Genomic DNA, 25101 nt, shown 5'->3' with positions numbered 1-25101 from the left:
TCCACACCACCGAATCCCCGGAAACACTCAACCGATGCGCCAGCGAGTGACTCCAACCAAACCCCAACCCACAATCCACTTCCACCGCGCTGGTGCGATACAACCGGGTCCACTCAAACGGCAAGATCCCGTCCAGCGCGCCATCGGTGAGCGTCAGCAGCTCCTCGCCCGTGACCATCGACACCGGGCAGCCGTTGGTGGCCGTCTTGTCCGAAGAATCAGCCGCATCCCCAGCCGGGTTTCGAGCAGAAGCTGGCGCATCATCCACATGTTCCTGGCGCACCAACACCGTCCGCTGGGACTTGTCCCGCACCACCGGCACCGCGTTGGAAACCACCTGATCCCCAGCCTTCAACGGCACATCCGGAACCGTCCGAATCGGTGTCGCCGGGCTACCCAGCAACAGCGGCTTGGTCGTTTCGACATGCGCGTCCAACCGAGGCCCAACCAACTGATCGGCCAACATCGCCAGCCACTTGCGCACCCGACCCGACTTGATATGCCCCAACACCTGCATACCCAGCCGAACCTGCACGCCCATGCCCCGCGTCGCCCAGATCAAAAACAGATTGATCAGAATCTCGCCGGTAATCTCGCCCACCAGTTCATACATATCCGGCGGCGGTAGCATGCGTATCCAGGCGACCATTGCCGACAGATAGATGAACAGCAGCGGCTCATCGCTGAGCACCAGCAGGCCATGGGCGATGGCGTCCTTGCCCAGTTTCAGTAGCTCGTCCAGCTCGACCTGGGTGATGTACTTCAGCAACTTCTCGCTATTGGCCTTGAGGTCCGCCAACAGGTCGTACAGCTGTGTGACGTTATCCCAGAGGTTGTAGAGCGCCTTGCCAATCCCACCCGCCAACGCCACGCCTTGCATCGCACTGCGCTCGAACGGCGTGGCGTTGGCGAAGTCCTTCCATCGCGGTTTGAAGGTCTTCGTCCATTCATCACGCAAGCGCTGTTCCAGCCCGTCGATCACCGACTGATAAGACGCATACAGCGCTTTGACGTGTGCCTTGGAAACGTTGGGATAAAAAGTGATCTGGTAACGCTGGTCGCGGACGCAATCGTTGACTTCAAGAATGCCGCTGGCGTCGATGGTTCGACGGATAGGGTCACCGAATGGCGTGCCATCCGACCCGATGGCTTGCAGCATCACCGGCGTATTGCCGATGGGCACAAACCGCGTGCTTTCAAACATATGCACCAGGGTCAACGAGCCCTGGGCCTTGCAAACGGCCACCGTGCGATTGGGTTTTTTGGAAGACGCGGGAGCGACGAGGGAAACTTCCTGGCCGACCTTGAACACCTGCTCCACGTCCAGCGCCGAGCCGCTCCAGAAACTCTCGGCCCATTCGTCAAATGAGCTCAGGCACGCGCTGAAGTCACGAAAGACGCTTTCCACGTCCGGCTTTTCGGCATTCATGGGCGACAGGACGAATTGCGCAATAACCGGAATCATGAAACGGCCCCATTGAGTGGGGCACTGATAGAAAGGTGCATCGGCGGTCCCTCGCGCTGATTGGTCAGGCGAGAGACTTTGGAGAGGTTGGCTGAGAAAAGAAGTCGGCGTTATTCGCCGGGAGGGCTAGGAAGTTTCGCCAAAACTTCGGGCAAACCGAGGCTGTGTTGTAGGCGGTGGATTACAGGGTGAACAGTCCTACAGCTTCAACTGCCCAATCGCTTTGCTCAACTCCCCGGCCAGGGTGGCCAGTTCATTGCTGGTGGTCGCCGAGTTCACGGTCTGCTGCACGGTGTTCTCGGTTACGTCGCGAATGCTGACGACCGCGCGGTTCATTTCTTCGGCCACGTGGCTTTGCTGTTCGGCGGCGACAGCGATCTGGGTGTTGCTTTCGCGCATCTGCGCCACGGCACCGGTGATTTCGGCGAGGGCGGCGCCCGCTTCCTGGGCCTGCTGCACGCAGTCGTCGGCCTTGAACGAGCTTTCCTGCATGAAGTCCACCGCGTCGCGGGTGCCGGCTTGCAGGGCCGAGACCATGCGGGTGATTTCGTCGGTGGAACTTTGCACGCGCTTGGCCAGGTTGCGCACTTCGTCGGCGACCACGGCAAAGCCACGGCCCATTTCCCCGGCGCGGGCGGCCTCGATGGCGGCGTTGAGGGCGAGCAGGTTGGTTTGCTCGGCGATGCTGTGGATCACGCTGACCACGCCGTTGATTTTCTGGCTGTCCTCGGCGAGCTTCTGAATCATTTCGGCGGTTTGTTGCACACCGGTGGACAGGCCGGCAATCGAACGTTGCACGCGGGTGACCACTTCCTGGCCGCTACCGGCAAGGGTGTCGGCGGTCTGGGACAGATCCCTTGTGGCGCCTGCGTGCTGGGCAATGTGATAAACCGTTGCAGTCATTTCGTTGATGGCGGTGGCGGCCTGGTCGGTTTCGCTTTGCTGGCCGAGCATGCCGTGTTGCACCTCGTTCATGCTGCTGGCGAGGCGCGCGGCGCCGTCGTCCAGCTGTTGGGCAGTACGCGCTACGGTGCTGACCACTCTCTGGTAGCCGGCCTGCATCGCGTTGAACGCGCTGGCCATCTGGCCGACTTCGTCCTTGCACGCCAAGGGCACGCGGGCCGACAGGTCGCCGGTTTTCTCTACGTGCAGCATCACGTCCTTGAGAGTGTTGAGTTGGCTGAGCAGGAAGCGGATCAGCAGTTGCGAGGCACCGAGCATCGCCAGCATCAGGATCATGACCGCTACCGCATAGTTGGCGAAGCGTTCTTCGAACACCTGGCTCAGGCTGGGCGCGTAGGCAAGGACGGCAGCATATTGACCATCAGGGCGGGCGACGACTTCGGCGCCCATCAGCGGGTTCTCGCCGAACACAGGCATGTGATTGAGCTCGATCCAGCCCGTGGCGCTGCCCAGGGCTGACAGATCCTGGTCGGCCAGTTGTGGGACTTGGCCGCGTTTGAACGACAGCCAGTGCTCGCCTTTAGGCAGTGCTTCCCCAGCCGGCCAGGCGTCAAGCAGCCGCGCTTGTGCCTGCGCAGAGGCGTGGGAGGCTGTGCTGCGCGCCTGTTGTTCAAGCTGCACGGCATACAGCACCAGCAGCAGGGTAGTAATGAAGGCGACCGCGTTGACGGCCCAGAATTTGTATTTCAGCGAGATATTGCTAAGCCAGGCACCCATGGAAGGTTTTCTCTGATAGCGGAAACAGCATTGGCAAGGTGCCATTATTGTGCCGCTATTCAGGGAGACGGTTTTGACGTGGGTCAATGCGCCGCATCAATCCACTTCAGGCAGCCCAAAGAAGCGGCGGGCGCATGCCGTGCTGTTACGGGCGAGGTCTTCCATGCTTTCGTTGCGGTGCAGGGCGACTTCGCGCAGGACTTCCGGCAGATATGCCGGCTCATTCCGGCCATTTTTCGGTTTGGGGCGCAGGGTGCGTGGCAGCAGATAGGGGGCGTCGCTCTCCAGCATCAGACGGTCACGGGGGATTTCCCTTACCAGTGGATGCAGGTGTGTCCCACGGCGTTCGTCGCAAATCCAGCCGGTGATGCCGATGTGCAAGTCGAGGTCGAGGTAGCTGAACAACGCCGCCTGTTCACCGGTGAAGCAATGCACCACGGCGGCGGTGAGGTGGTCGCGGTAGTCCTTGAGAATTTCCAGCAGGCGCTGGTTGGCGTCACGTTCGTGGAGAAACACCGGCAATTTCAGCTCGACGGCCAGGGCCAGGTGTTCTTCCAGGACTTTTTCTTGCTGCGGGCGCGGGGAAAAGTCCCGGTTGAAGTCCAGCCCGCATTCACCCACCGCACGCACGCGGCTTTCGCTGAGCAAAGCGCGCAGACGCTGGGCGCTGTCGCCGTTCCAATCGCTGGCGGAGTGGGGGTGGATGCCGGCGGTGCTGAACAGGCGTTGGCCGCTGTCATCGAGTTTTTCGCACAACGCCAGGGCCTGTTCGCTGCCCTCGATGCTGGTGCCGGTGAGCACTAATTGCTGTACGCCGGCGGCATAGGCGCGGTCGAGTACCGCCTGGTGCTTCTCGTCGAAACTGGGGTTGGTCAGGTTGACGCCGATATCAATGAGTTGCATGGTGCTATCTCCGCCTGCGGCCGGAAAGCATATCAGAGCTGTAGATTTATAAGAAAAACGAAGAACTACAAAGAGTTATAGCTGTCTTTGAACGTCGCAAGTGACATTGTGGTCGGCCAGCCGCCTTTCACCCTGCCACCGTTGCGCGCCTTGCCAGCGCATAAAGCGCTCTGTTTCTGACTCCCACCGCCTCGTTTTTCGCGAGGCGTTGGCCAGTATTCTTTTCCGGAGAGCGGATGATCCGACCCTCGGCGTTGCTTATGTTGTGCCTGACGTTGCTGCTGCCCATGGCGGCGGTCGCGCGTCTGGACGGGCCGCTGGAAGTCACCAAGCCCAGCAAGGTCCGTGACCTGGCGGAGATTCGCTCCAGCCGCACCCTGCGCGTATTGGTCAACCAGAGCCGTAACAGTTCTGGCGAGGTCCAGGGCCAGGCTATTGGTGTCGAATACCATCGCCTGCGCGCTTTCGAGCAATACCTCAATGGTCATGCCCGCGATGGCCAGGAAATCAACCTCAAGATCATTCCCAAGGCCAAGGACCAGTTGCTCGGCGCGCTGGCCCGTGGTGAAGGCGACCTGGTGGCGCCGGGTGAATTGCTCGATGTGAAGGCCGCGCACAAGATCAGCACCAGCGACCCGATTGTCAGCGATGTACCGCTCTGGCTGGTGGGTGTGAAGGGCGAGCGGCGTTTCACCAAATTGGAACAACTGTCCGGTCGCACCCTGGCATTGACCACCGGCAGCGCAGCGTCGGACGCCATCAGCCAGGTCAACCAGAAACTGGCCCTGCACAAGCAACCGCCGGTGAAAGTGGAGTGGGTGGACCCGACACTGGCGGTGGAAGATGTACTGGAAATGGTCCAGGCCGGCATTTTTCATCTGACGATTGTTGAAAAGCCGATTGCTGAACGCTGGTCGAAAATCTTGCCCAAGTTGCGCTTCGATAAGCAGGTGGCGATCAGCGAGCCGGGCGACGAGTACTGGTTCGTGCGCCAGGATGCCTCAATGCTGCGGGCCAGTATTGATCGATTCCTCAAGACCTACCGGACGCCTTCCGACCAGGATGTGGCGTTCCAACGTATCTACCGTCGCCTCTATCAAGTACGCAATCCACTGGCCCGCGTCGACCGTCAGCGCCTGGAAAAACTGCGCCCGGTGTTGCAAAAGCACGCCCGTGAGCAGGGCATGGATTGGCTGAACCTGGCGGCACTCGCTTTCAAAGAGTCGGCGCTTGATCCTGGCGCCCGCAACAGTGGCGGTCCCACCGGCCTGATGCAGATCACGCCCTCGGCAGCGCAGCGAGTGGGAGTCAACAATATCGAGAGCCTCGACAGTAACGTGCAGGCGGGCGCGCGCTACTTGGCGATGATCCGCCGCAAGTTCTTCGCCAGCCCCAAGCTCAACGAGCGCGAGCGCATGGCGTTTGTGCTGGCGGCCTACAACATGGGGCCGGAGCGGGTGCAGGGTATGCGCACCGAAGCCAAGCGCCGGGGGCTGAACCCCAATCAGTGGTTCTTCCAGGTTGAGCGGATTGCCATGGAGCAGGTAGGTATGGGCGGCGTCAGCTATGTTAATAGCGTCAACAAGTACTATTTGGCGTTCGATCGGGAGCGGGAGTCTCTGGAGCCGCCAACGCCGAAAATCGCCTCACGGAAGTAATCGATTTTATCGATGTTAATCAGGCATTTTTTCGGCTTTTATCATTGCCTAAACTGATTAATATAGCGGCCAACCAACCCCTACTTAGAAAAGGATTATCACGATGAGCCCACTGATCAAAAGCATCCTGTCCACCCGCGCCGGTTACGGCCTGACCATTCTACGCATCGTTGTCGGCATAATCTTTGCCGCCCACGGTTCGCAAAAACTCTTTGGCTGGTTTGGCGGCTACGGCCTGGCGGGTACTGCCCAGTGGATGGAAAGCATTGGCCTGGCGCCAGGTACCCTGATGGCATTGCTGTCGGGCGGCACCGAATTCTTTGCTGGTTTGGCTCTGATCATCGGCCTGCTGGCTCGGCCTGCGGCATTGGGCCTGACCATTCTGTCGCTGGTGGCGATCTTCTCGGTGCACATCCATAACGGCCTGTTCATGGCCAACAACGGTTATGAGTTCGCCCTGGCCTTGCTCGGTGGCTCGCTGGCGGTACTGCTGGAAGGTGCCGGCAAGCTGTCTGCGGATCGCGCCATCGCCAACTGATCCCCGTAGAACCTTCAAGAGGCCCGCCCTGTGCGGGCTTTTTGCTGATCGGGATTCTTGACACCGCCCCACCGGCTTCTCTAGGATGCCGCTCATGCGCCGATTTAAACAGCTAATTGCGGGGCGCCATGGGTGATCGTTATCGGTCCCGACAGAAGCATGTTCCATGCTTCGAAATTCCGCTAAAGCGCTGGTTCGGTGTTGCCTCTCACCTGCCCGCAGACTTTTGAGGCAGAGACACGACACAATGAATGCACTACGCCCCCTGATACGCCTGGCCCCGATCACCGCGGACCTCACTCAACGCAATCCTAAAATTCTCTTGGGCGGCAAGCACCAGCCGACGCTGTTGCGCTACCTGGACGGCTGGCCGCGTCGTACGGGCCGACCATCCGCGTTCCTGATCCAGTTTGTCGAAGATGGCGATTCTCTTGCGCGGTTTGCCAGCAACAGTTTTGACCTTGCGGTAATCCAGGCGCCCAGTGCTGGCGACGCCGATGAGGTCATCCGTCAGTTGACCCGCATTGCCCGGCAAGGGCTGATCGCCCGTCGTTGAGCGTTCAGTGAATGAGGTTGCCGGCTTTAAGCCGGCGACGGCGTTGGCCCAGAAAGACCAGCCAGGCGATCAGGCATAAGGTCACGGGTATCGCAAAGGTCACCGTCAGTTTTATAACCCACTCCAATCGACGCACCTGGGCATAGGCTTCGTGCTCCAGGGTATGCAGCTCCATGGGCAAGCGCAGGCGTTCCTTGTTGAGTGCCTGCAACTGAGTGGTGGTGTCCACTGGCTGGGTGCCAAGGGCGGTTGTCCACGGACTAAGCCGCTGCCATTCCTGCTCAGTGCGTTGCAGGCGCCGCTCCAGCTCGCCGGCTTTCAGACGATAGGCCTGTTTCGCGACGTTGCGCATGCTCTCCAACCTGTTTGGCGACGCTTCCCGAGGCGCGCGCGGACGAATGGCGGCGAGTGTGTCGGGGACGGACAGATTGTCGAGGGTATTCAAGACAAACAACGCGTTGCCGTCGGGCGCCGAATCGTTGACCTTATCCATGAGCATGTCCGTATCGGCAACCACTACAACATGAATCTGTGCCGCTTTCTGCAAACCGGGCGGCTGCCCCTTGATGCCATCGGGAAACACCGAATAGCTCGGCCCCTCGATACGCGCAGCAATCACATGCTGTCGTTCTTGCTTCGATGCCTCTTCAATCAATGCGTCGATCGCAGCCGCGCTTGTGAGGCCATTAGCGTCCAACAGGACAGACTGTTCGGAACTTTGCAGGAGCGGGGTGAAGGTCGTGCGGCTCTTGCTCAGGGGGGAGAGGGTGCCACTGCTCAATACCGTCACCCTGCTGAGGTTCCATGTGCTGATGTCATGGGTGTTCATTGCCTGTCGAGGCAGGTTCAATCGGACCTGATTGGGCGCGCCCTGTGTCTCCCTTGGCGTGTAGACGTCGTCCACCACCAACTGGTCCGCCGGCATCTGGATACCCCAGGCGGCCAGCAACTCGCTCAGCCGAGTGTTGCTTGGAGGGAGGTTTGGGCGTTGCTCAGTCAAAGGGTCGATAAACATCATCAACCTGCCGCCCTTCAATACAAATTGTTCAATGGCATACACAGTTCGCTCAGGCAACGCCTGAGGGTGCACGACCATCAGTGTTTTGATCTGCTGGGGGACGGATGCGGCAGCCGGTTCCAGATTGACCAGGTCGAATTCCTGCTGCAGTTCCTGCAACAGCCGGCTTGCGGATTTGTCCATCGCCACTCCCGACAATAGCGCAATGACCGGGCGCTCGGGGTGCTGCAATTTATACAGCAGATGACCGATTTCATACTCAAGCAAGGGCTCCTGGTCGAGGCTGAAGGAGCCAATACGTCGTACACCGTGACCAACACGGGTGCCGATAAGGCCGAGAAACCCAGCATTGTCGTCTAACCCGGACAGTCGGGCTTTATAGGCATCCTCCGAAAAAGGGGCCGGCTCAATAAGGTGCAGGTTAATCATGCCGTTGGCCGTTATCTCGTACTCCTTGAGCAGGTCTTCAATACGCTTGCTGTAGCGTTGCACCGCGTAGCTTCTTTTCGGGTCGTTGCTGGAGTTGAAGTAATACAAGTCCACCGGGTCTTCCAGCGTAGTGAGCAGCTGTTTTACCGCAGGCGCGAAGGTATGAATTTTGTGTTCAGAAAGATCCCACCGTATATCAGGAAGTTTGCCTATCCAAACCAGGTTGAACGCCAGGAAAAGCAGGAAGGTGACGGCGAGTGTCATGCTGGTGCGCAGCGAGGACCGCATTGAGGATTTCCCTTCTCAGCTGTGTTTATAGTTGAGTTTGACTATCGTCGCAGTGAGAAAGGCGAGGATCATACTGATGAAGTAAAGCGTGTCACGAAGTGTGAGTTTCCCATCATCGATGCTGCTGAATCGCAAAGTAGGGCTGAGGGCTGCCAAGCTGTCGATTAATCCGATAGGCGCTTGATGTTCAAGTGAGTCCAAGATGGAAGAAAGACCACTGGCTGTCAGAAGCAAGCCCAGGGTCAGTGCGAAGATAACCGTGCGCTGGCGTACAAGCGTACAGATAAAACAACCGACCGACAGATAACTTCCCGCCAGCAACCAACTTGCGAAAAATTGCGAAGCAATAACGCTGTTATCGATCCTGCCCAAGTAATTGGCAATGATGACGAGAGGAAGCATCAGCAATAGGGCTGTGCCTACCACCAGCCAGGCAGCGAGGAATTTTCCAATCACCCATTCATAGCTGGTGATGGGCATGGTTTTCATCAGCCCGAGAAACCCTGCACTGCACTCATCCGCCCAGAGTCGCGTGGCCAAGGCGGGAATCAGCAATAAGTACAACCAGGGGTGAAATTGGAAGAATACCTGCAAGTCACTGCTGTTCTGTTCCGGCCACTGGCTCATGTATCTTGCCAGTGTCACTGACAGGATGAGAAAGACGGCAATGTGCAGGTAAGTACTGGGTGTGCTGGCATAGCTGGCGAGCTGGCGCTTTAAAATGATGGGCAGTAGTTTCAAAGGGGCGCCTCCTGGCTCAGGTGGTGGACCACATCATTCAGGCGACCTGGTTCCAGGCTCAATGAGTTGATTTTCCAGCGGCGACTGGCAATCAGCGTGTTGATATGGGGATAGATGGTGTGCCCCGGCATGGCGAGTACCGTCACTGTACCGGGTGCATGTCGATGCTCTTCGATGCCTGCCACGCCGGGCAGTACGGCCAAGGCCAGCAGATCCAGTGGAGTGTCCGCGGCCAGGGTCACTGCCTGGAAATGACGTGAGTCGCGTTGTAGATCGGGCAGTGGGGTGTCGGCGACCAGGCGACCGCCCGCGATGACGAGTGCGCGTGTGCACAACTCGGACAGTTCATCGCAGTGACGAGAGGCGATGATCACTGTCATTTCTTGCGTCAATGACTGGATAAGTGCCCTGAAGGAATGCTTCTGTTCAGGTGCGAGTCCTTCGGTTGGCTCATCCAGCAGTAACAAGGCAGGGCTATGCAGGACGGCCTGGGCGATGGCGACTTTGCGCTTCCAGCCGATGGAGAGGGCATCGAGGGGGGCATCGAGCACCGGAAACAGATCCAGTCGCGCCACAGTCTGTTCCAGCCGCGCGCGTTTTTCGGCGCCGTGGAAGCCGCGAACGGCGGCGATGAATCCAAGGAACACTTTGACGGACATCGTTGGGTGGCCAAGGTCCATGGACAGTTGATAGCCAACGAGTTGCTTTGCTTTAAGTGCACGGGTTTGGATATCCAAACCCTGGATGTTTATATAACCGCTGGACGGCTGCGTTGAACCTGCCATTAGGTCGAGCAGAGTTGTTTTGGTCCTATGATCCTTCCCGAACAATCCCAGGCATTCTTGTTGATTGGCGCTGAATGAAAGGTCGCTGAGTATAGTTGTGTTACCCGTGTGTTTTGTCAGATTGCTTATTTCGATCATTTTTTTACCGAAAAAGTTTGGCATGACGTAGGGGGCGTTAAAAAAGGGTACGGGTAATGGCCGTTTTTGGGAACGCCGATAACTCTTAATAAGAGAAGTCCTACGCGCCGGTTGGGCAGGCCGCTGAAACAATGTGATAGGTTGCGGAATGTCCAATTTTTGAATGTTTATTTGTTATTTAGATAAATTTTCTGCCCTGCTCAGTGAGGCCTAATAGCATGATGCTGCTACGTACCCTTGTTCTTGAACGCGATGGCCAAGATGCTCCGGTTAACGGTGCATTGCTCTGTGGCTTTGCCGTAGGTCAGACGGCCTCCAACTTTCTTGTCTATAGTCTGGATGAGGAAGTAGAACCGGAAAGTTCCAGGGTTTATATCGCCTCGTTACGTAAGAAAGTTGACCGATACTTCCTGGGTGGAGTTGAGTCACGAGAAGATTTGCAGTTGGCGTTGCATGTGTTTAAGCAAATTCTGACGTTGGCCGCTTCGGGGATGAAGGCGGGCGGAGTGACGGAAACCCAGGTGCCCTATCATTTTGTCGACTTGAAAGGCTGCAAGCTGCCGCCTGCCAGGCCCGAGGACCATCATTCGGTAATCATCAAGAAGGCGCTGGTGATGAAGGTGATCACCCTGGGCATGTCTGCGCCGACACTGCCGGCGATTGAAAACGCTTCAGTGATCGTGCCGTCCATTCGTTTCTCGTCGCAAATGACCTCCCCTCCTGCTAGAGGGGGCAGAGGATCCGAGACTCCCCATACGCCTGTGGATGAACATCCCGTTGAGGAGATTCGACAGAGGCCTGTCGAAGCGCCCATCGTCAGGGCGCACGCCTCACCTGCTATCCAGCCTGAACTCGATGTACCTGCGCCACCGAAGCACTCGCCAGCCGCGGACCACAGCACGTTGTTCGAAGTGGACAGCACGTTGACCAACCTTGCCCGTGTAGCCCAAGAGTTGACCCAGCAAAAACTCGCGGCAATCGAACGGGAGGCGGCACTTGAGCAATGGCAGGCGCGATTGCAGCAGGAGCAAGGCCAGTTGGAAGAGAAGGTTCGAGCACTGGAGCAGCGCATCACTCAACTGCAAGAACAGTCGCTCGCGGTCAGCCAGAGAACAGAGTCTTTGAAGGTGATGACGTCGCACGTGTCGGGCTTGCGACAGAACCTGCGGGGCATGCTGCTTGAGCTGGACCAGGTGTTGGATAACTAGACTGGTCTGGCTACTTTCACGGGTTCATTTATCATCAACGCCAGCCAGCCGAAGGCCGGGTTTGAAATCCGGGCGTATCGGCACCTGTGGACACTGCCTGGGGATGTAAGCGTTTGAGTACCAAGCTGATTACCAAAGAGGGTCATGAAGCGCTGAAGAAGGAGCTGGATTACCTGTGGCGCGAAAAGCGCCCGGACACCACGCGCAAAGTGACCTGGGCGGCCTCGCTGGGAGATCGCAGCGAAAACGCCGATTACCAGTACAACAAGAAACTGCTGCGTGAGATCGACCGTCGCGTGCGTTACCTGCGCAAGCGCCTGGAAGACATGCGGGTGGTGGAGTACATGCCCGAGCAAGAGGGCAAGGTGTTCTTCGGCGCCTGGGTGGACATCGAGAACGAGCAGGGTGAGACCAAACGATTTCGCATCGTCGGATATGACGAAATTTATGATCGCATGGACTACATCTCCATCGACTCACCCATGGCCCGTGCGTTGTTGCGCAAGGAAGTAGACGATGAGGCCATCGTGCAGACCCCGGGTGGAGAAGTGTGCTGGTGGATCACCGGCATTGAGTATGTGAAGTGAGCAAAATCGGCCCGCGTTCAGTGATGAACGCGGGCCGACTGTTTCATCCTTCGCGTAGCACGGTCAGCGGGCTGGCGTTGAGTGCGCGGCGGGTGCCGAATACACCGGCACCGCCGATCAATACGGCACCGATTACCGGCAGTAACAACAGCCACGGATGAGGCTGCCAGGCCAGGTCAAACGCATAGCGATACAGTACAAAGGTCACCAGCTCGGTCCCCAGCGCGGCGAGCAGGCCACTCACGGCACCCAGCAAACCGAACTCGATACGCCTGGCCTTGACCAGCAGCTTGCGTTCCGCGCCCAGTGCACGTAGCAGCGCCCCTTGGCGGATACGCTCATCGAGGGTGGCTTGGAGGCCGGAGAACAACACCGCCATTCCCGCCGCCAGGACAAACAGCAGTACGTATTCCACCGCCAGGGTCACTTGGGCGAGGATGCTGCGCAACTGCTCCAAGAGTGCCTCGACTTGCAGGATGGTCACCGCCGGGAAAGCACGGGACAGGTCGACGATCTGCTGGTCGTGCCCAGGCGCCAGGTAAAAGCTGGTCAGGTAGGTGGCGGGCAGGTCCTTCAAGGTGCCTGGTTGGAAAATCATGAAGAAGTTGGGCTGGAAGTTATCCCAGTTGATGGTCCGCAGGCTGGTCACCCGCGCTTCACGGTTTTCCCCGCCTACCGTGAACACCAGGTGATCATCGAGTTTGAGCTTGAGGCTTTGCGCCACCTTGGCCTCGACCGATACGCCGGGGATTTCATCGGTGGGTTGCTGTGACCACCACGAACCGGCGGTCAGGGCGTTGCCTGGTGGCAGGTCGGCAGCCCAGGTCAGGCTCAGGTCACGTTGTACCGCGCGATCGCCGCTGGAGTCCTTGCTGACGATTTCCTGCACGGGCTCGCCATTGATACTGATCAAACGACCTGGCACCACCGGATACAAAGGCGCGGACTGTGCCTGCAGTTCCAGCAGGCGGGCGCCGAACGTGTCCTTGTCGGCCGGCAGGATATTCAAGGCGAAATAGTTGGGGGCGTCCTTGGGCAGTTGGTTTTGCCAGGTGTCGAGCAGCTCGCCACGCAGCAGGGCGATCAAGCCCATGGAGAGCAGGATCAAACCGAATGCCAGGGATTGACCAGCTGCCGCCAGTGGATGACGCAACAGTTGGCCCAGGCCCAGTCGCCACGGCAACGAGGCGCGCGCCAGCAAGCGGCGCAGGCTTTGTAACAGCAGCAGGAGCAGGCCGCCGAGTACCAGCGCAGCCACCACGCCGCCGCCGAGCAGGGCGAAGGTCAGCACCAGGTCGAGGCTCAGGCGCCACATGATCAGGCCCAAGGCAAACAGCGCCGCGCCATAGACCATCCAGGTACTGGAAGGGATCGGCAGCAGGTCGCGCCGCAAGACCCGCAGCGGTGGCACGCGACCCAGTGCAGCCAGGGGCGGTAGGGCGAAGCCGGCGAGGGCGACCAGCCCGGTGCCGATCCCGGCGATTGCCGGTAGCAGCCCGCCGGGAGGTACGTCTGCCGGCAGCAGGTCATGGAGGAAATAGAACAGGCCAAACTGCGCCAGCCAGCCGAGCAGGGCACCGGTGAGGCTCGCCAGCAGTCCCAGTACGCTCAGTTGCAGGCTGAACAGCAACATGGCTTCACGTCGCGACAATCCCAGGCAACGCAGCAAGGCACTGGCGTCGAAGCGTCGGGTGGCGAAGCGATTGGCCGACAGCGCCACGGCCACACCGGCCAACAGCACTGCCACCAGGCTGGCCATGTTCAGGTAACGCTCGGCCTTGCCCAAGGCACCGCCGATCTGCTGGTTGCCGTCCCGGGAGTCCTGCAAGCGTTGGTTTGCGGCGAGCCCCGGCTTGACCAGGTCACGATAGGTCTGCAGCACGGTGCTGCCCTGCGGCCCGCGCCACAGTTCGCGATAACTCACGCGGCTGCCGGGCTGCACCACACCGGTGGCGTCCAAGTCTGCCAGATTGATCATCACTCTCGGCGTGAGGCTGTAGAAGTTGCCGGCACGGTCCGGCTCGTAGGTCAGCACGCGGGCCAGGCGCAGTGTCTTCATGCCCACATCGATGCTGTCGCCGACCTTGAGGTCCAGTGCCGTCAGCAGTCGCGCTTCCACCCAGGCTTCACCGGGTTTCGGTCCGCCGCCTGGGGTTTCATCACCAAAGGGCGCAGCCGCGCTTTTCAGTTCGCCGCGCAGCGGGTACTGCTCGTTGACCGCCTTGATGCTGGAGAGCTGGATGCCGTTATCGGTGGCAATGACGCTGGAAAATTCCACGACGCGGGCGTGATCCAGGCCCAGTTCAGTGCCTGAGCGGATTTGCTCTGGCCGTGCTGGCGAGCTGCCTTCAAGTACCAGGTCGGCACCGAGGAACTCGGTGGCGCGCAACAGCATCGCACCATTGAGGCGCGCACCGAAATAGCCGATGGCGGTGCTGGCGGCCACGGCCACCAGCAAGGCGAAGAACAACACGCGCAATTCACCGGCGCGGGCGTCGCGCAGCAGTTGGCGCATGGCAAGGCTGAACAGGCGCAATAGCGGCAAACGTGCCATCAAGGCTCCAGGGGCGCGACCATCAGGCCGGCTTCAAGGCGGATCAGGCGTCGGCAACGATGGGCCAGGCGCTCGTCGTGGGTGACCAGTACCAAGGTCGTGCCGCTCTCTTTGTTGAGTTCGAACAGCAGGTCGCTGATCCGCTCGCCGGTGTGGCTGTCGAGGTTGCCGGTGGGTTCATCGGCAAACAGCACGTCCGGCTCCGCGGCAAAGGCGCGGGCAATGGCTACCCGTTGTTGCTCGCCACCGGAGAGTTGGCGTGGCGAGTGAGTCAGGCGTTGGCCCAGGCCGACACGTTCCAGCAGGTGCCGGGCGCGTTCGCGGGCGTCTTTGCGGCCGTCCAGCTCCAGCGGCAGCATGACGTTTTCCAGCGCGTTGAGGCTGTCGAGCAGTTGGAAGGACTGGAACACGAACCCTACGTGCTCGGCACGGATGCGCGCGCGCTGGTCTTCGTCGAGGGTACTGAGCGCCTGTCCAGCCAGGGTGACTTCGCCGCTGCTGGGCAAGTCGAGGCCGGCCAGCAGGCCGAGGAGGGTGGATTTGCCGGAGCCGGAGCTGCCGACGATAGCCAGGCTATCGCCCTTGTTCAGTTCCAGGCTCAGTTCGTGCAGGATAGTCAGTTCACCTTCCGCGCTGGGAACCACTTTGCTAAGGTTCCGCGCGGTGAGAATGCTTGCGCCCATGGAGAATCCGATGCGAATGTGGTTTTTGAGTGCTGGCCTGGCCTTGATGTGCATGGCCCAGAACGCAGCGGCGGGTACGGTCCTGATCGTTGGCGATAGTATCAGTGCAGGTTTCGGCCTGGATACCAGCAAAGGCTGGGTTGCCCTTTTGCAGCAACGGCTCAAGCAGGAAGGTTTCGACGATAAAGTGGTCAATGCCTCCATCAGTGGCGACACCAGTGCCGGAGGCCTGGCGCGGCTGCCGGCGGCGCTTGCAGAGCATAAGCCGGACGTGGTGGTGATCGAGCTGGGCGGTAACGATGGCCTGCGCGGGCAGCCGCCTGCGCAATTGCAACAAAATCTTGCGTCGATGATTGACCAGTCCAAGGCCGGCGGGGCCAAGGTGTTGTTGTTGGGGATGCAGTTGCCACCCAATTATGGCCAGCGATACACCACTGCATTTGCCAAAGTCTATGGTGTGCTGGCCAAGGAAAAAAACGTTCCGCTGGTGCCGTTTTTTCTGGATGGCGTGGGCGGGCACCCGGAGCTGATGCAGGCCGATCAACTGCACCCGGCGGTCGGTGCTCAGGGCAAGTTGCTGGAAAATGTCTGGCCGACGCTAAAACCGCTGCTATGACGCTTTTCTACCGGCAGGCTTTCGGCTAAGGTGGCGCCCCCCCGATTTGGAGCCCCTGATGTCGCGTCCTGCCTGGTCCCTGTTTAACTACCAACTGATCGAGCCGGACGAGCAGCTGGATCTGTTCGCCTGCCAGGAAGTGCGGGTGCATCTGGTGGCGCGTCAACTGGAACTGGGCGGCTCCATTGATCGCACACTGTGCGGCACATTATTGCCTGCGCAACCGCGTTGGTCGCGGGTCGATCGTTCGATCTTCCAGGACCAGCGCCTGTGCCCTTTGTGCCGCGCTATCCTGGAGTCCCAGAAGCGGGGCACGCCGCCGATCTGGCCGGAACTGCGTTTCGAGTTGTAGGGGGCAGCTAGAAGCGCGCTTCACGTATACAATCGATGTTTACCTACCCGTCGTTCTGCGAAGGATTTACCGGATGTTGTCGCGCCTTTCCGTCGTCACCTGCTGCCTGTCTCTCGCTGCACTCTGTGCGGCCGGTTCTGCGTCAGCCCTGCAGTTGCCCTTGCCACCACCGGGTGAAGACATCGTCGGCCAGGTCCAGGTGATCAAGGCCAAGTACGAAGACACCTTTGCCGACCTGGGCACCACCTATGACCTGGGTTACTCGGAGATGGTCGCGGCCAACCCAGGCGTGGATGCCTGGTTGCCGGGAGCGGGCACCGAGATCGTGTTGCCGACGCGCTTCATCCTGCCGCCTGGCCCGCGCGAAGGCATTGTGATCAACCTGGCGGAATATCGACTCTATTACTTCCCCAAGGGCCAGAACGTGGTCTACACGTTTCCGCTGGGGATCGGTCGTGAAGGCTGGGGTTCGCCGATCGCCCACACCAGCATCATTGCCAAGACCCCCAACCCGACCTGGACGCCGCCTGCGTCGATCAAGGCCGAGCACGCCGCCAACGGCGACCCGTTGCCCAACGTGGTGCCGGCCGGTCCGGACAACCCGCTGGGCCCGTTCAAGTTCACCCTGGGTACGCCGGGTTACCTGATCCACGGTTCCAACATGAAATTTGGTATCGGCACGCGTACAAGCCACGGCTGCTTCCGCATGTTCAACAACAACGTGCTGGAGATGGCGGGCATGGTGCCGGTGGGGACGTCGGTGCGCATCATCAACGACGCCTACAAGTTCGGTCGCAGTGGCGGCAAGGTCTACCTTGAAGCGCATACGCCGTTGAATGATGACGGGACGCCGTCGGTGGTCGACAAACACACCGCCGTCATCAACGCTTTGCTTAAGCGTGAAGACTTGGCCAACCAATTGCGCGTGAACTGGGACCAGGTGCGTGACGTGGTTGCGGCGGAAGACGGCTTGCCGACGGAAATCGGCGTGCCTGGCGCAGCCTCGGTGGCCGCCAGTGCGCCGATCGATCTGCAGCAGTAACGCTGTTTGATCAACAGCCCGCTACGGCGGGCTTTTTCTTGCCCGCGATTCGGGCACAAACCCCAGGCAATAAAAAAGCCGACCCATAAATGGATCGGCTTGATAACAACCCCGAGGGATTATTACTTGCGGCTAGCTTTTTCAAGCATACGCAGAGCGCGCTCGTTAGCTTCGTCAGCAGTCTGTTGTGCTTTTTGAGCAGCAGCCAGAGCTTCATCAGCTTTACGGTAGGCTTCGTCTGCACGGGCCTGGGAGCGAGCTGCTGCGTCTTCAGTTGCAGTCAGACGAGCTTCGGTTTCTTTGGAGACGCTGCTGCAACCGGTAGCCAGAACTGCGGCCAGAGCCAGAGCAGAGAATTTCAGAACGTTGTTCATCGTGTTCCCCTTCAAGGACTTTCTATTAGATGGCTAGTTCGCCCAGGGTGAGCTAATAGCCGGCGTACATACTACCCATTACTTGTAGTAAGTAAACTGACGTAGCGCAAGAAGCAAAAAAAATTCTCGCGCCGAATCTATTTTGGCTAATCTTTTGGAGGTTTGTATAAAAACCGTCCAATTTTTTTCAAACAGGCAAGAATTGGATCCAGGCTGAAAGGGCCGGCCCGCATGTGTTAAGCCTTGTAAACAGATGAAAATTTATATATCCACGCTGACACTTTCGTTCAGCCTGGCTTTGCGTTGCCCAGCATCTTTTACGCATGTAGAGGTGACTTTAAGAGCGCCTGTTCGTCTTAAGGTTCAACTGCCGGCAATGTTCAGGCTTTCGATCCCAGGTTGATCGGAGCCCTTTCTATATCCACCAGCGGCAGGGGATGACGAGTGCGCCTTGAGCAATTTCAGGATTGGTGCCTACTATTCCCTACGTGCTGGTTGTAAGCGCTCAGGGTTTTCTCGTTGTCGAAACCGGCACGGGGTGGCGTAGATGTTCCTTCGCCGGAAAAACATCGGTAAGGTAGGGGTCAGAAACCAAGACCCGCGAGGAGTAGTGATGAGCGAGGCGTTGTCCATCCACCATGACCAGGCTGGTCATCAGTTCGAGACCAATGTGGACGGTCATCGTGCCTATCTGACCTATATGGACCTCGGCAAACAGACCCTGGATATCTATCGGACCTTCGTGCCCAACGCACTGCGGGGCCGTGGGATTGCGGCGGCACTGACCGAGGAGGCCTTGAAGTTCGCCGAAGAGGCTGGCTACACGGTGATCCCGTCCTGCTCCTATGTCGAACGCTACATGGAGCGCCATCAGCGCCATGCCGCGAAGCTGTAAACCGTAAACAACACCATGAAAAACGCCGGGCTTAGCCCGGCGTTTTTGTGTGCGCAGTTTAAAGTCAGGTGCGTTTGCGTTTAGGCAGAACGTCCTTGAGCTTGGCATGCATGCTGCGCAGGGTGTTTTCGGTGGCGGCCCAGTCGATGCAGGCATCGGTGATCGACACGCCATACTGCAAGTCGGCCAGGTCTTTAGGAATCGCCTGGCAGCCCCAGTTCAGATGGCTCTCGACCATCAGGCCGATGATCGACTGGTTGCCTTCCAGGATCTGGTTGGCGACGTTCTCCATCACCAGCGGCTGCAGGGCCGGGTCCTTGTTGGAGTTGGCGTGGCTGCAATCGACCATGATGTTCGGCTTGATCTTGGCCTTGTTCAGTGCCTGTTCGCACAGCGCAACACTGACCGAATCATAGTTGGGCTTGCCGTTGCCGCCGCGCAGCACCACGTGACCGTAGGCGTTGCCCTTGGTGGTGACGATGGACACGCCACCTTCCTGGTTGATACCCAGGAAACGGTGCGGGCTGGAGACCGATTGCAGCGCGTTGATCGCCACGGTCAGGCCACCGTCGGTGCCGTTCTTGAAGCCCACGGCCGAAGACAGGCCGGACGCCATTTCACGGTGAGTCTGGGATTCAGTGGTGCGTGCGCCGATGGCCGACCAACTGATCAGGTCCTGCAGGTACTGCGGGGAGATCGGGTCCAGGGCTTCGGTGGCGGTGGGCAGGCCCATCTCGGCCAGGTCCAGCAGCAACTGACGACCGATGTGCAAGCCGTCCTGGATCTTGAACGAGTCGTCCAGGTACGGGTCGTTGATCAAGCCTTTCCAGCCGACGGTGGTGCGCGGTTTTTCAAAATAGACGCGCATCACCAGGTAGAGGGTGTCGGACACTTCCGCCGCCAGCACTTTGAGGCGCTCGGCGTACTCGTGGGCAGCCTTGAGGTCGTGGATCGAGCAAGGCCCGATGACGACAAACAGGCGGTGGTCAGTGCCGTCGAGAATGTCACGGATGACTTCGCGGCCCTTGGTGACGGTCTGCAGGGCAGCGTCGCTCAGAGGGATCTCGCGCTTGAGCTGATCGGGCGTGATCAGGGTCTCGTTGGATTCGACGTTTAGGTCATTGATCGGTAAATCAGCCATCGTGTTACTCGTCAGGGTCACGGGTGCCGGCCGCCAGCCATCCCCGTGCGGCGGAGCACAGCATGATTTGAATGCAGGGGGGAGGAACCTTAGCGCGTAACACGGGCCCGCGACAATGGGCAAAGCCCGCTTTAATCCAGCGCTGGCGCCACAAAGGCCTCATGGGAGAACTCGCTGGCATGGCGCGATACCCACTCGCGGGCCAAGGCTTCGAGTTGCTGGGGAGTGGGTTCGGCGTCTTCGTGCTGGCGGCAGTAGCGCTCTATCCGGCATGCTTGCTCACCCATTCGTGCACCAAACAGCGCATGTTCATCGGTAAACGAGACACCGACACGGTAGCCGTTCTCCACCTTGCGGCACCATGCCACGTAGCCCGGATAACGCGCGCTGGCGCCGAGGGAGGGAATATGCAGATCAACCGCCGTGCCTTCGCGCCAGGCACGTGGCCAATGGCAAGCGATGCCGCCCAAGCCGGCCGTGTGCAGGCGTTGGCGGGGGATGGCAGGAGAGGGACGTTGGATTAACTCGACAGCGACATCATCAGGGTGAGGTAAAAAACGACCCATGTACACGGACTCCGAGCACCGTCCAATTGACGGCGGTGGCAGCAGTATAGTGAAGGAACTGGAATTGACCGACCTGGATATTGACCAGCAATTGCTGGGATTGCCAGGTATTTCGCTGGTTGTGTTTACCAGCGTGGGTTGTTCCAGTTGCCGTTGGGCACGCCAGCAATTACCAGGCTGGCCGTTGCCGGTTGACCGCGTGTGCTGGGTGGACGCCGGGCACAACGGTGGCGCGGTCGAACGTTACCAGATCTTTCATTTGCCGGCGTTGTTCGTGGTGTGCGAGGGTCAATTCCTCGGGCAATTACAGACGCGTCTTACACCTACTGATCTAAACGACTCCATCCATCAAGCGCTTACCCGCACTCCAGAGGATCTGCCATGACCGCACAAGCACCCCGCATTGGCATCATCGGCACCGGCGCCATCGGTGGTTTTTATGGATTGATGCTGGCGCGTGCCGGTTTCGATGTGCACTTCCTGTTGCGCAGTGAATACGCGGCGGTCAGCGAGCACGGCCTGCAACTGAATAGCACGGTGCATGGCCCTTTGCACCTGCACCCGGTGCAGGCATATGCCCGCGCCGCCGATATGCCGCCGTGCGACTGGTTGCTGGTGGGCACCAAGTCCACCGGCAATGTCGACCTGGCCCCGACCATCGCCCAAGTGGCGGCGCCGGACGCCAAGGTGGTGCTGCTGCAAAACGGCCTCGATGTCGAAGACAGCCTGCGTGAGCACCTGCCAGCGTCGTTGCACCTGCTTGGCGGCCTGTGCTACATCGGCGTGCACCGCTCTGCCCCCGGCGTGATCGAGCACCAGGCGTTAGGCCGGGTCAACCTGGGTTATCACAGCGGCACGGCGGCCAATGATGAGGATGCGCAAAAGGCGATTGTCGAAGCCGGGGCAGCGCTGTTTCACGCGGCCGGCATTGAGTCCCAGGCCATGGCCAATGTGCATCAGGCCCGTTGGCACAAACTGGTGTGGAACGTGCCCTACAACGGCCTCTCCGTGTTGCTCGGAACAGGCACCACGGCGATGATGGCTGACGAATCCAGCCGCGAGCTGATCCAGGCGCTGATGGCCGAAGTGGTTCAGGGCGCTCACGCCTGCGGCCATGAAATCCCCAAGAGTTACGCCGAGCAGATGTTCACCATGACCGAAACCATGGACGACTACCTGCCGAGCATGTATCACGACCACGTGCACAAGCGCCCGCTTGAACTGGAGGCGATCTACGCAAGGCCACTCGCTGCCGCCAAGGCTGCAGGTTGCGAACTGCCGCGGATGCAGGTGCTTTACCAGGCCTTGAGTTTCATTGATCGGCATAACCGCTGAGTCGGGGGGGACACATTATGGCAAAGGGTTTGGGCGACAAACTGGTGCTGGCGATTTCATCGAGGGCACTCTTCGACTTGAGTGACAGCCACAAGGTCTACCTGGCCGAAGGGGTCGAGACCTATCGCCAGTACCAGATCGAACACGAGGAGGAAATCCTCGAGCCCGGTGACGCCTTCCCGCTGGTCAAGAAGCTGCTCAGCCTCAATGCCAGCCTCGGCCGTGCCCGGGTCGAAGTAGTGCTGGTGTCGCGCAATAGCGCGGACACCGGCCTGCGCGTGTTCAATTCAATCCAGCATTACGGCCTGGACATTTCCCGCGCCGCTTTCGTAGGCGGGCGTAGTCCTTATCCTTATCTGGCCGCGTTTGGCTGTCATCTGTTTCTCTCGACCCATGCTGAAGATGTGCGCAGTGCCCTCGATGCCGGGTTTGCGGCGGCGACGATTCTGTCCGGCGGCCCGAACCGCGCCTCCAGCGAAGAACTGCGCATTGCCTTCGACGGCGACGCGGTGTTGTTTTCCGATGAGTCCGAACGGGTCTATCAGGCTGGCGGACTGGAAGCATTCCAGGCCAATGAACGGGAGTCGGCGCGCCAGCCTTTGCATGGCGGCCCTTTCAAGGGGTTCCTGGCAGCGCTCAACCTGTTGCAGCGCGAGTTTCCGGACGAAGCCTGTCCGATCCGCACCGCGCTGGTCACCGCCCGTTCCGCGCCGTCCCATGAGCGGGTGATACGCACCTTGCGCGAGTGGGATATCCGCCTGGACGAATCGTTGTTCCTCGGTGGCCTGGAAAAATCCGCATTCCTGGAAGCCTTCGCCGCCGATGTGTTTTTTGATGACCAGGCCGGGCATTGCGAGAAGGCCATGGAGTTCGTCGCCACCGGGCATGTTCCCCATGGCATCAGTAATGAGCTGAAGTGCTAAGTCAGTCGAAGTCAGCAAGGCACTGCTAAGCTGATTTCATCTCCGCCATCCTGGCAGTTCCAGGGGGTTCTATGATCCGTTCGATGCTGTACGCCACAGACCTCGGTCTGTACGCGCCTTATGTGATGCAACATGCGCTGGCGCTGGCCCGAACGTTCAAGGCGGACCTGTATGTGATCCATGTGGTCGAGCCCATTGGGCTGTTCGCCGAATCGGTGTTACAGAGCTACCTTGATGAGAAGGCCCTGAATGAGTGGCAGAGCCAGGGGCTGACCACGGTGATGGCGACGATCGAGCAACGGGTGCTGGACAGTTTTCGCGAGGAGTTAGGGGAAGGCGAGCAAGACCTGAAGTTGATTCGCTCGGTACGGGTGATCCAGGGGGATCCGTGCGAGGTGATTCTCGACCAACTGCGCAAACTTTCCGTGGACCTGTTGATCGTCGGCAGTCATAGCCATGCAACCGCAGCGGCTACCCCGTTGGGGCGCACCGCTGCACGGGTGCTGCAGCTGTCTACGGTGCCGGTTTACCTGGTGCCCTCATTGCAACGTCGCCGCAGTGATGACGTGTGATGGGTGAAAACGATAAAAAGTTCTAGATTTATCCATCGAACCTTTAATATAGTTATATACCGTCGCTGATACCCGTGGCGTCTATTTGCTTTGAGGGACACATATGAAGCTTCAACAACTGCGCTACATCTGGGAAGTGGCGCACCACGACCTCAACGTTTCCGCTACCGCTCAAAGCCTGTACACCTCGCAACCCGGTATCAGCAAGCAGATCCGCCTGCTCGAAGACGAGCTGGGCGTCGAAGTGTTCGCGCGCAGCGGCAAGCACCTGACCCGCGTCACCCCGGCCGGTGAGCGCATTATCACCACCGCTGGCGAGATCCTGCGCAAAGTCGAAAGCATCAAGCAGATCGCCCAGGAATTCTCCAACGAGAAGAAAGGCACCCTGTCCATCGCTACCACCCACACCCAGGCGCGTTATGCATTGCCGCCGGTGATCCGCGATTTCATCAAGCAGTACCCGGATGTGGCGCTGCACATGCACCAGGGCTCGCCGATGCAGATCGCCGAGATGGCCGCTGATGGCACTGTCGATTTCGCCATCGCCACCGAGGCCTTGGAGCTGTTCGGTGATCTGGTGATGATGCCGTGCTATCGCTGGAACCGTTGCGTGGTCGTACCTCAAGGTCATCCGTTGGCCAAGCTGCCGAAGTTGACCCTGGAAGCCTTGGCTGAATACCCGATCGTGACTTATGTGTTCGGTTTCACTGGCCGCTCCAAGCTCGACGAAGCCTTCAGCCATCGCGGCCTTACGCCTAAAGTGGTGTTCACTGCGGCCGACGCCGACGTGATCAAGACTTACGTGCGCCTGGGGCTGGGCGTGGGTATCGTCGCCAAAATGGCGGTCGACACGGCGCTCGACAAAGATCTGGTGGTGCTGGATGCCAGCGAACTGTTCGAGTCCAGCGTGACCAAGATCGGTTTCCGTCGTGGCACCTTCCTGCGTGGCTTCATGTGCGATTTCATCGAGAAATTTGCGCCGCACCTGACCCGTGAAGTCATGGCCAAGGCGATCCAGTGCCACAACAAGCAGGAACTGGAAGCGTTGTTTGATGGCGTTGAGCTGCCCGTCCATTAAGTGAATGAATGCGCTCCTACAGGTTATTTGGCGTCGGTAACCGTGAAGTGTTGCCGAGCGCCCGCCACCAGAATCTCCACCTCATCGCCTTCGAACTTGCCCAGCAGGCTTTTGCCCAGCGGCGAGCGCGGGGTGATGACGGTGACCGGTTGCCCGACCACATCCACTTTCAAACCTGCCGCATCTGGCGCCAAGAACAGCCATTGCTGGCGACCGTTCTCGTCTTCCAGCCCCAGTAGCGCGCCAATTTCTATACCGCGTTGATCATCAAAGGCCCGCATTTGCATGTTCTGGCACAACACCAACGCCTGCTTGATCTCCTCCACGCGTTTGGCTTGCCCCGCCGCCAGGTAGGAAGCCTCCAACCCCAGGGTGTCGTATTTGTTCTCCGCAATGTTTTCTTCGTGGGTCGCGGTTTCGTAAGCGGTCTGCGCTGCGCGTTGGGCAATATCGAGATCGAGGGTGAGCTTCTCTAATACCAGCTGGTGTACGGCATGTTTATTCATTGGTCATCAATCGCAGAATTGCAGGACATTGGCCCGGGTCTTTTCGTTGGGGGCGTTCTGGTCCTGTTGCAGCCAGAACTGGCATTTGGGGTTGGACAGGTTGCGCGCATTGTTGCGGGCCTGGTCCAGGGTTTGCTGCTGTTCCTGCTTCTGCAGGTTCTGCTGGTACTGCTCGAACATGCGGTTTGGCGGTTCAGGTGCCACCACCGCTGGCTTGCCCAATTGCTGCACGGCCTGGGCCACCGGCGCCAGGCTTTGCGGGAACAGGTAGCGCGAGGCCAGCCAAGCCGTCAGCGCGAGGGCGATAAACCCCAGCCACACGCCAAACGCGATAGCAGCGCTTAGCTTGAACAGCGATAACGGACGATCGGACATGATGGCCTCCTGGCGGGCATAAACGGCGTGGCGGCGATTGTCGCACAGCCACTGTGCAGAATAATCGCGATCAAGCCTTCTGCATCCGCGCATTT

The 25101-nt window shown here is 59.4% G+C and carries 27 protein-coding genes; 14 read left to right on the top strand and 13 right to left on the bottom strand.

All coding sequences use genetic code 11. The annotated features are described in order from the left end of the window. The 3 genes from EJ576_RS22290 to EJ576_RS22280 all read right to left on the bottom strand — a co-directional run. Positions 1 to 1465, bottom strand: a 1465-nt coding sequence (locus EJ576_RS22290; RefSeq protein WP_256656634.1) for a DUF6531 domain-containing protein, incomplete at its 3' end; no start/stop codon positions are given. A gap of 198 nt (positions 1466 to 1663) precedes the next feature. Beyond that, positions 1664 to 3145 carry a methyl-accepting chemotaxis protein gene (locus tag EJ576_RS22285; protein WP_126571120.1) on the bottom strand — a complete coding sequence of 494 codons (1482 nt, stop codon included), beginning with the start codon at positions 3143 to 3145 and terminating at the stop codon, positions 1664 to 1666. A 96-nt stretch (positions 3146 to 3241) separates the two neighbouring features. After that, on the bottom strand, positions 3242 to 4048 hold the full coding sequence (locus tag EJ576_RS22280; protein ID WP_122725132.1) for a TatD family hydrolase: 807 nt from the start codon (positions 4046 to 4048) through the stop codon (positions 3242 to 3244). Between the two features lie 236 nt (positions 4049 to 4284). Between EJ576_RS22280 and EJ576_RS22275 the strand changes: the two genes are divergently transcribed. The 3 genes from EJ576_RS22275 to EJ576_RS22265 all read left to right on the top strand — a co-directional run bounded on the left by EJ576_RS22275 (position 4285) and on the right by EJ576_RS22265 (position 6800). Further along, the gene (locus EJ576_RS22275; protein ID WP_126571119.1) at positions 4285 to 5706 is read left to right on the top strand and encodes a transglycosylase SLT domain-containing protein; all 1422 of its coding nucleotides are present in this window, start codon (positions 4285 to 4287) and stop codon (positions 5704 to 5706) included. Positions 5707 to 5809: 103 nt separating this feature from the next. Beyond that, on the top strand, positions 5810 to 6244 hold the full coding sequence (locus EJ576_RS22270; RefSeq protein WP_028615629.1) for a DoxX family protein: 435 nt from the start codon (positions 5810 to 5812) through the stop codon (positions 6242 to 6244). Positions 6245 to 6491: 247 nt separating this feature from the next. Further along, on the top strand, positions 6492 to 6800 hold the full coding sequence (locus EJ576_RS22265; RefSeq protein WP_016975361.1) for a hypothetical protein: 309 nt from the start codon (positions 6492 to 6494) through the stop codon (positions 6798 to 6800). A 4-nt stretch (positions 6801 to 6804) separates the two neighbouring features. Here the strand turns inward: EJ576_RS22265 and EJ576_RS22260 are convergent, their stop codons facing one another. Genes EJ576_RS22260 through EJ576_RS22250 form a run of 3 tightly spaced genes read right to left on the bottom strand, consistent with a single transcriptional unit; the run spans position 6805 to position 10199 of the window. After that, positions 6805 to 8535: a Gldg family protein gene (locus EJ576_RS22260; RefSeq protein WP_126571118.1), complete on the bottom strand. Its 1731-nt coding sequence runs from the start codon at positions 8533 to 8535 to the stop codon at positions 6805 to 6807. Between the two features lie 15 nt (positions 8536 to 8550). Continuing rightward, positions 8551 to 9276 carry an ABC transporter permease gene (locus tag EJ576_RS22255; protein WP_123476920.1) on the bottom strand — a complete coding sequence of 242 codons (726 nt, stop codon included), beginning with the start codon at positions 9274 to 9276 and terminating at the stop codon, positions 8551 to 8553. After that, on the bottom strand, positions 9273 to 10199 hold the full coding sequence (locus EJ576_RS22250) for an ABC transporter ATP-binding protein (RefSeq protein ID WP_126571124.1): 927 nt from the start codon (positions 10197 to 10199) through the stop codon (positions 9273 to 9275). Before EJ576_RS22250 ends, EJ576_RS22255 begins: the two co-directional genes overlap by 4 nt. A 218-nt stretch (positions 10200 to 10417) precedes the next feature. On the opposite strand from EJ576_RS22250, the gene EJ576_RS22245 reads away from it, so the two are divergent. Both EJ576_RS22245 and greB read left to right on the top strand, forming a co-directional pair. Further along, positions 10418 to 11407 (top strand): hypothetical protein, encoded by a 990-nt coding sequence (locus EJ576_RS22245; protein WP_122725142.1) that lies wholly within the window; start codon positions 10418 to 10420, stop codon positions 11405 to 11407. Positions 11408 to 11520: 113 nt separating this feature from the next. Next, on the top strand, positions 11521 to 11994 hold the full coding sequence (gene greB / locus EJ576_RS22240) for a transcription elongation factor GreB (RefSeq protein ID WP_016972352.1): 474 nt from the start codon (positions 11521 to 11523) through the stop codon (positions 11992 to 11994). A gap of 43 nt (positions 11995 to 12037) precedes the next feature. Here greB and EJ576_RS22235 read toward each other — a convergent pair whose 3' ends face one another. Together EJ576_RS22235 and EJ576_RS22230 are read right to left on the bottom strand one after the other, a co-directional pair. Then, the gene (locus EJ576_RS22235) at positions 12038 to 14548 is read right to left on the bottom strand and encodes an ABC transporter permease (protein ID WP_126571117.1); all 2511 of its coding nucleotides are present in this window, start codon (positions 14546 to 14548) and stop codon (positions 12038 to 12040) included. Then, positions 14548 to 15231, bottom strand: a complete 684-nt coding sequence (locus tag EJ576_RS22230) for an ABC transporter ATP-binding protein (RefSeq protein WP_005786391.1) — start codon at positions 15229 to 15231, stop codon at positions 14548 to 14550. The genes EJ576_RS22235 and EJ576_RS22230 overlap by 1 nt, the downstream gene beginning before the upstream one ends. 10 nt (positions 15232 to 15241) lie before the next feature. On the opposite strand from EJ576_RS22230, the gene EJ576_RS22225 reads away from it, so the two are divergent. The 3 genes from EJ576_RS22225 to EJ576_RS22215 all read left to right on the top strand — a co-directional run bounded on the left by EJ576_RS22225 (position 15242) and on the right by EJ576_RS22215 (position 17241). Beyond that, the gene (locus tag EJ576_RS22225) at positions 15242 to 15847 is read left to right on the top strand and encodes an arylesterase (protein WP_126571116.1); all 606 of its coding nucleotides are present in this window, start codon (positions 15242 to 15244) and stop codon (positions 15845 to 15847) included. Between the two features lie 58 nt (positions 15848 to 15905). After that, positions 15906 to 16199, top strand: a complete 294-nt coding sequence (locus EJ576_RS22220; RefSeq protein WP_010211879.1) for a hypothetical protein — start codon at positions 15906 to 15908, stop codon at positions 16197 to 16199. 73 nt (positions 16200 to 16272) lie between these two features. Beyond that, entirely contained in the window at positions 16273 to 17241 is a 969-nt protein-coding gene (locus EJ576_RS22215; RefSeq protein ID WP_078047546.1) for a L,D-transpeptidase family protein, read from the top strand. A 122-nt stretch (positions 17242 to 17363) separates the two neighbouring features. On the opposite strand, the gene oprI is transcribed toward EJ576_RS22215, so the two are convergent. Next, on the bottom strand, positions 17364 to 17615 hold the full coding sequence (oprI, locus tag EJ576_RS22210; protein ID WP_003172710.1) for an outer membrane lipoprotei OprI: 252 nt from the start codon (positions 17613 to 17615) through the stop codon (positions 17364 to 17366). Between the two features lie 613 nt (positions 17616 to 18228). On the opposite strand from oprI, the gene EJ576_RS22205 reads away from it, so the two are divergent. Continuing rightward, complete coding sequence (locus EJ576_RS22205) at positions 18229 to 18510, top strand: GNAT family N-acetyltransferase (protein ID WP_003189869.1); 282 nt, start codon at positions 18229 to 18231, stop codon at positions 18508 to 18510. A 64-nt stretch (positions 18511 to 18574) separates the two neighbouring features. Here EJ576_RS22205 and EJ576_RS22200 read toward each other — a convergent pair whose 3' ends face one another. Continuing rightward, the gene (locus EJ576_RS22200) at positions 18575 to 19651 is read right to left on the bottom strand and encodes a 3-deoxy-7-phosphoheptulonate synthase (RefSeq protein WP_016975370.1); all 1077 of its coding nucleotides are present in this window, start codon (positions 19649 to 19651) and stop codon (positions 18575 to 18577) included. A gap of 131 nt (positions 19652 to 19782) precedes the next feature. Then, positions 19783 to 20217 carry a PilZ domain-containing protein gene (locus tag EJ576_RS22195; protein WP_122725148.1) on the bottom strand — a complete coding sequence of 145 codons (435 nt, stop codon included), beginning with the start codon at positions 20215 to 20217 and terminating at the stop codon, positions 19783 to 19785. Between EJ576_RS22195 and EJ576_RS22190 the strand changes: the two genes are divergently transcribed. The 5 genes from EJ576_RS22190 (at position 20216) to cysB (ending at position 24125) form a co-directional block, all read left to right on the top strand. Beyond that, the gene (locus tag EJ576_RS22190; RefSeq protein ID WP_122725150.1) at positions 20216 to 20602 is read left to right on the top strand and encodes a thioredoxin; all 387 of its coding nucleotides are present in this window, start codon (positions 20216 to 20218) and stop codon (positions 20600 to 20602) included. The genes EJ576_RS22195 and EJ576_RS22190 overlap by 2 nt on opposite strands. Continuing rightward, positions 20599 to 21552 (top strand): putative 2-dehydropantoate 2-reductase, encoded by a 954-nt coding sequence (locus EJ576_RS22185; RefSeq protein ID WP_122725152.1) that lies wholly within the window; start codon positions 20599 to 20601, stop codon positions 21550 to 21552. The genes EJ576_RS22190 and EJ576_RS22185 overlap by 4 nt, the downstream gene beginning before the upstream one ends. 17 nt (positions 21553 to 21569) lie before the next feature. Next, positions 21570 to 22475: a 5'-nucleotidase gene (locus tag EJ576_RS22180; RefSeq protein ID WP_122725154.1), complete on the top strand. Its 906-nt coding sequence runs from the start codon at positions 21570 to 21572 to the stop codon at positions 22473 to 22475. 71 nt (positions 22476 to 22546) lie between these two features. Next, the gene (locus tag EJ576_RS22175; protein ID WP_028615641.1) at positions 22547 to 23047 is read left to right on the top strand and encodes a universal stress protein; all 501 of its coding nucleotides are present in this window, start codon (positions 22547 to 22549) and stop codon (positions 23045 to 23047) included. Positions 23048 to 23150: 103 nt separating this feature from the next. After that, a complete protein-coding gene (gene cysB, locus EJ576_RS22170; RefSeq protein ID WP_010211864.1) occupies positions 23151 to 24125 on the top strand; it encodes an HTH-type transcriptional regulator CysB in 975 nt (324 codons plus the stop codon). Between the two features lie 23 nt (positions 24126 to 24148). Here cysB and EJ576_RS22165 read toward each other — a convergent pair whose 3' ends face one another. Further along, the gene (locus EJ576_RS22165) at positions 24149 to 24631 is read right to left on the bottom strand and encodes a GreA/GreB family elongation factor (protein ID WP_126571115.1); all 483 of its coding nucleotides are present in this window, start codon (positions 24629 to 24631) and stop codon (positions 24149 to 24151) included. Between the two features lie 6 nt (positions 24632 to 24637). Next, a complete protein-coding gene (locus tag EJ576_RS22160; RefSeq protein WP_028615644.1) occupies positions 24638 to 25006 on the bottom strand; it encodes a hypothetical protein in 369 nt (122 codons plus the stop codon). Positions 25007 to 25101 lie beyond the last annotated feature (95 nt).

The organism is Pseudomonas sp. C 49-2, from assembly GCF_003970195.1.
In the GTDB taxonomy this organism is placed as follows: domain Bacteria; phylum Pseudomonadota; class Gammaproteobacteria; order Pseudomonadales; family Pseudomonadaceae; genus Aquipseudomonas; species Aquipseudomonas canadensis.
The sequence above is the reverse complement of the archived record's forward strand: the minus strand, read 5'-3'. Positions and strand labels throughout refer to the sequence as shown.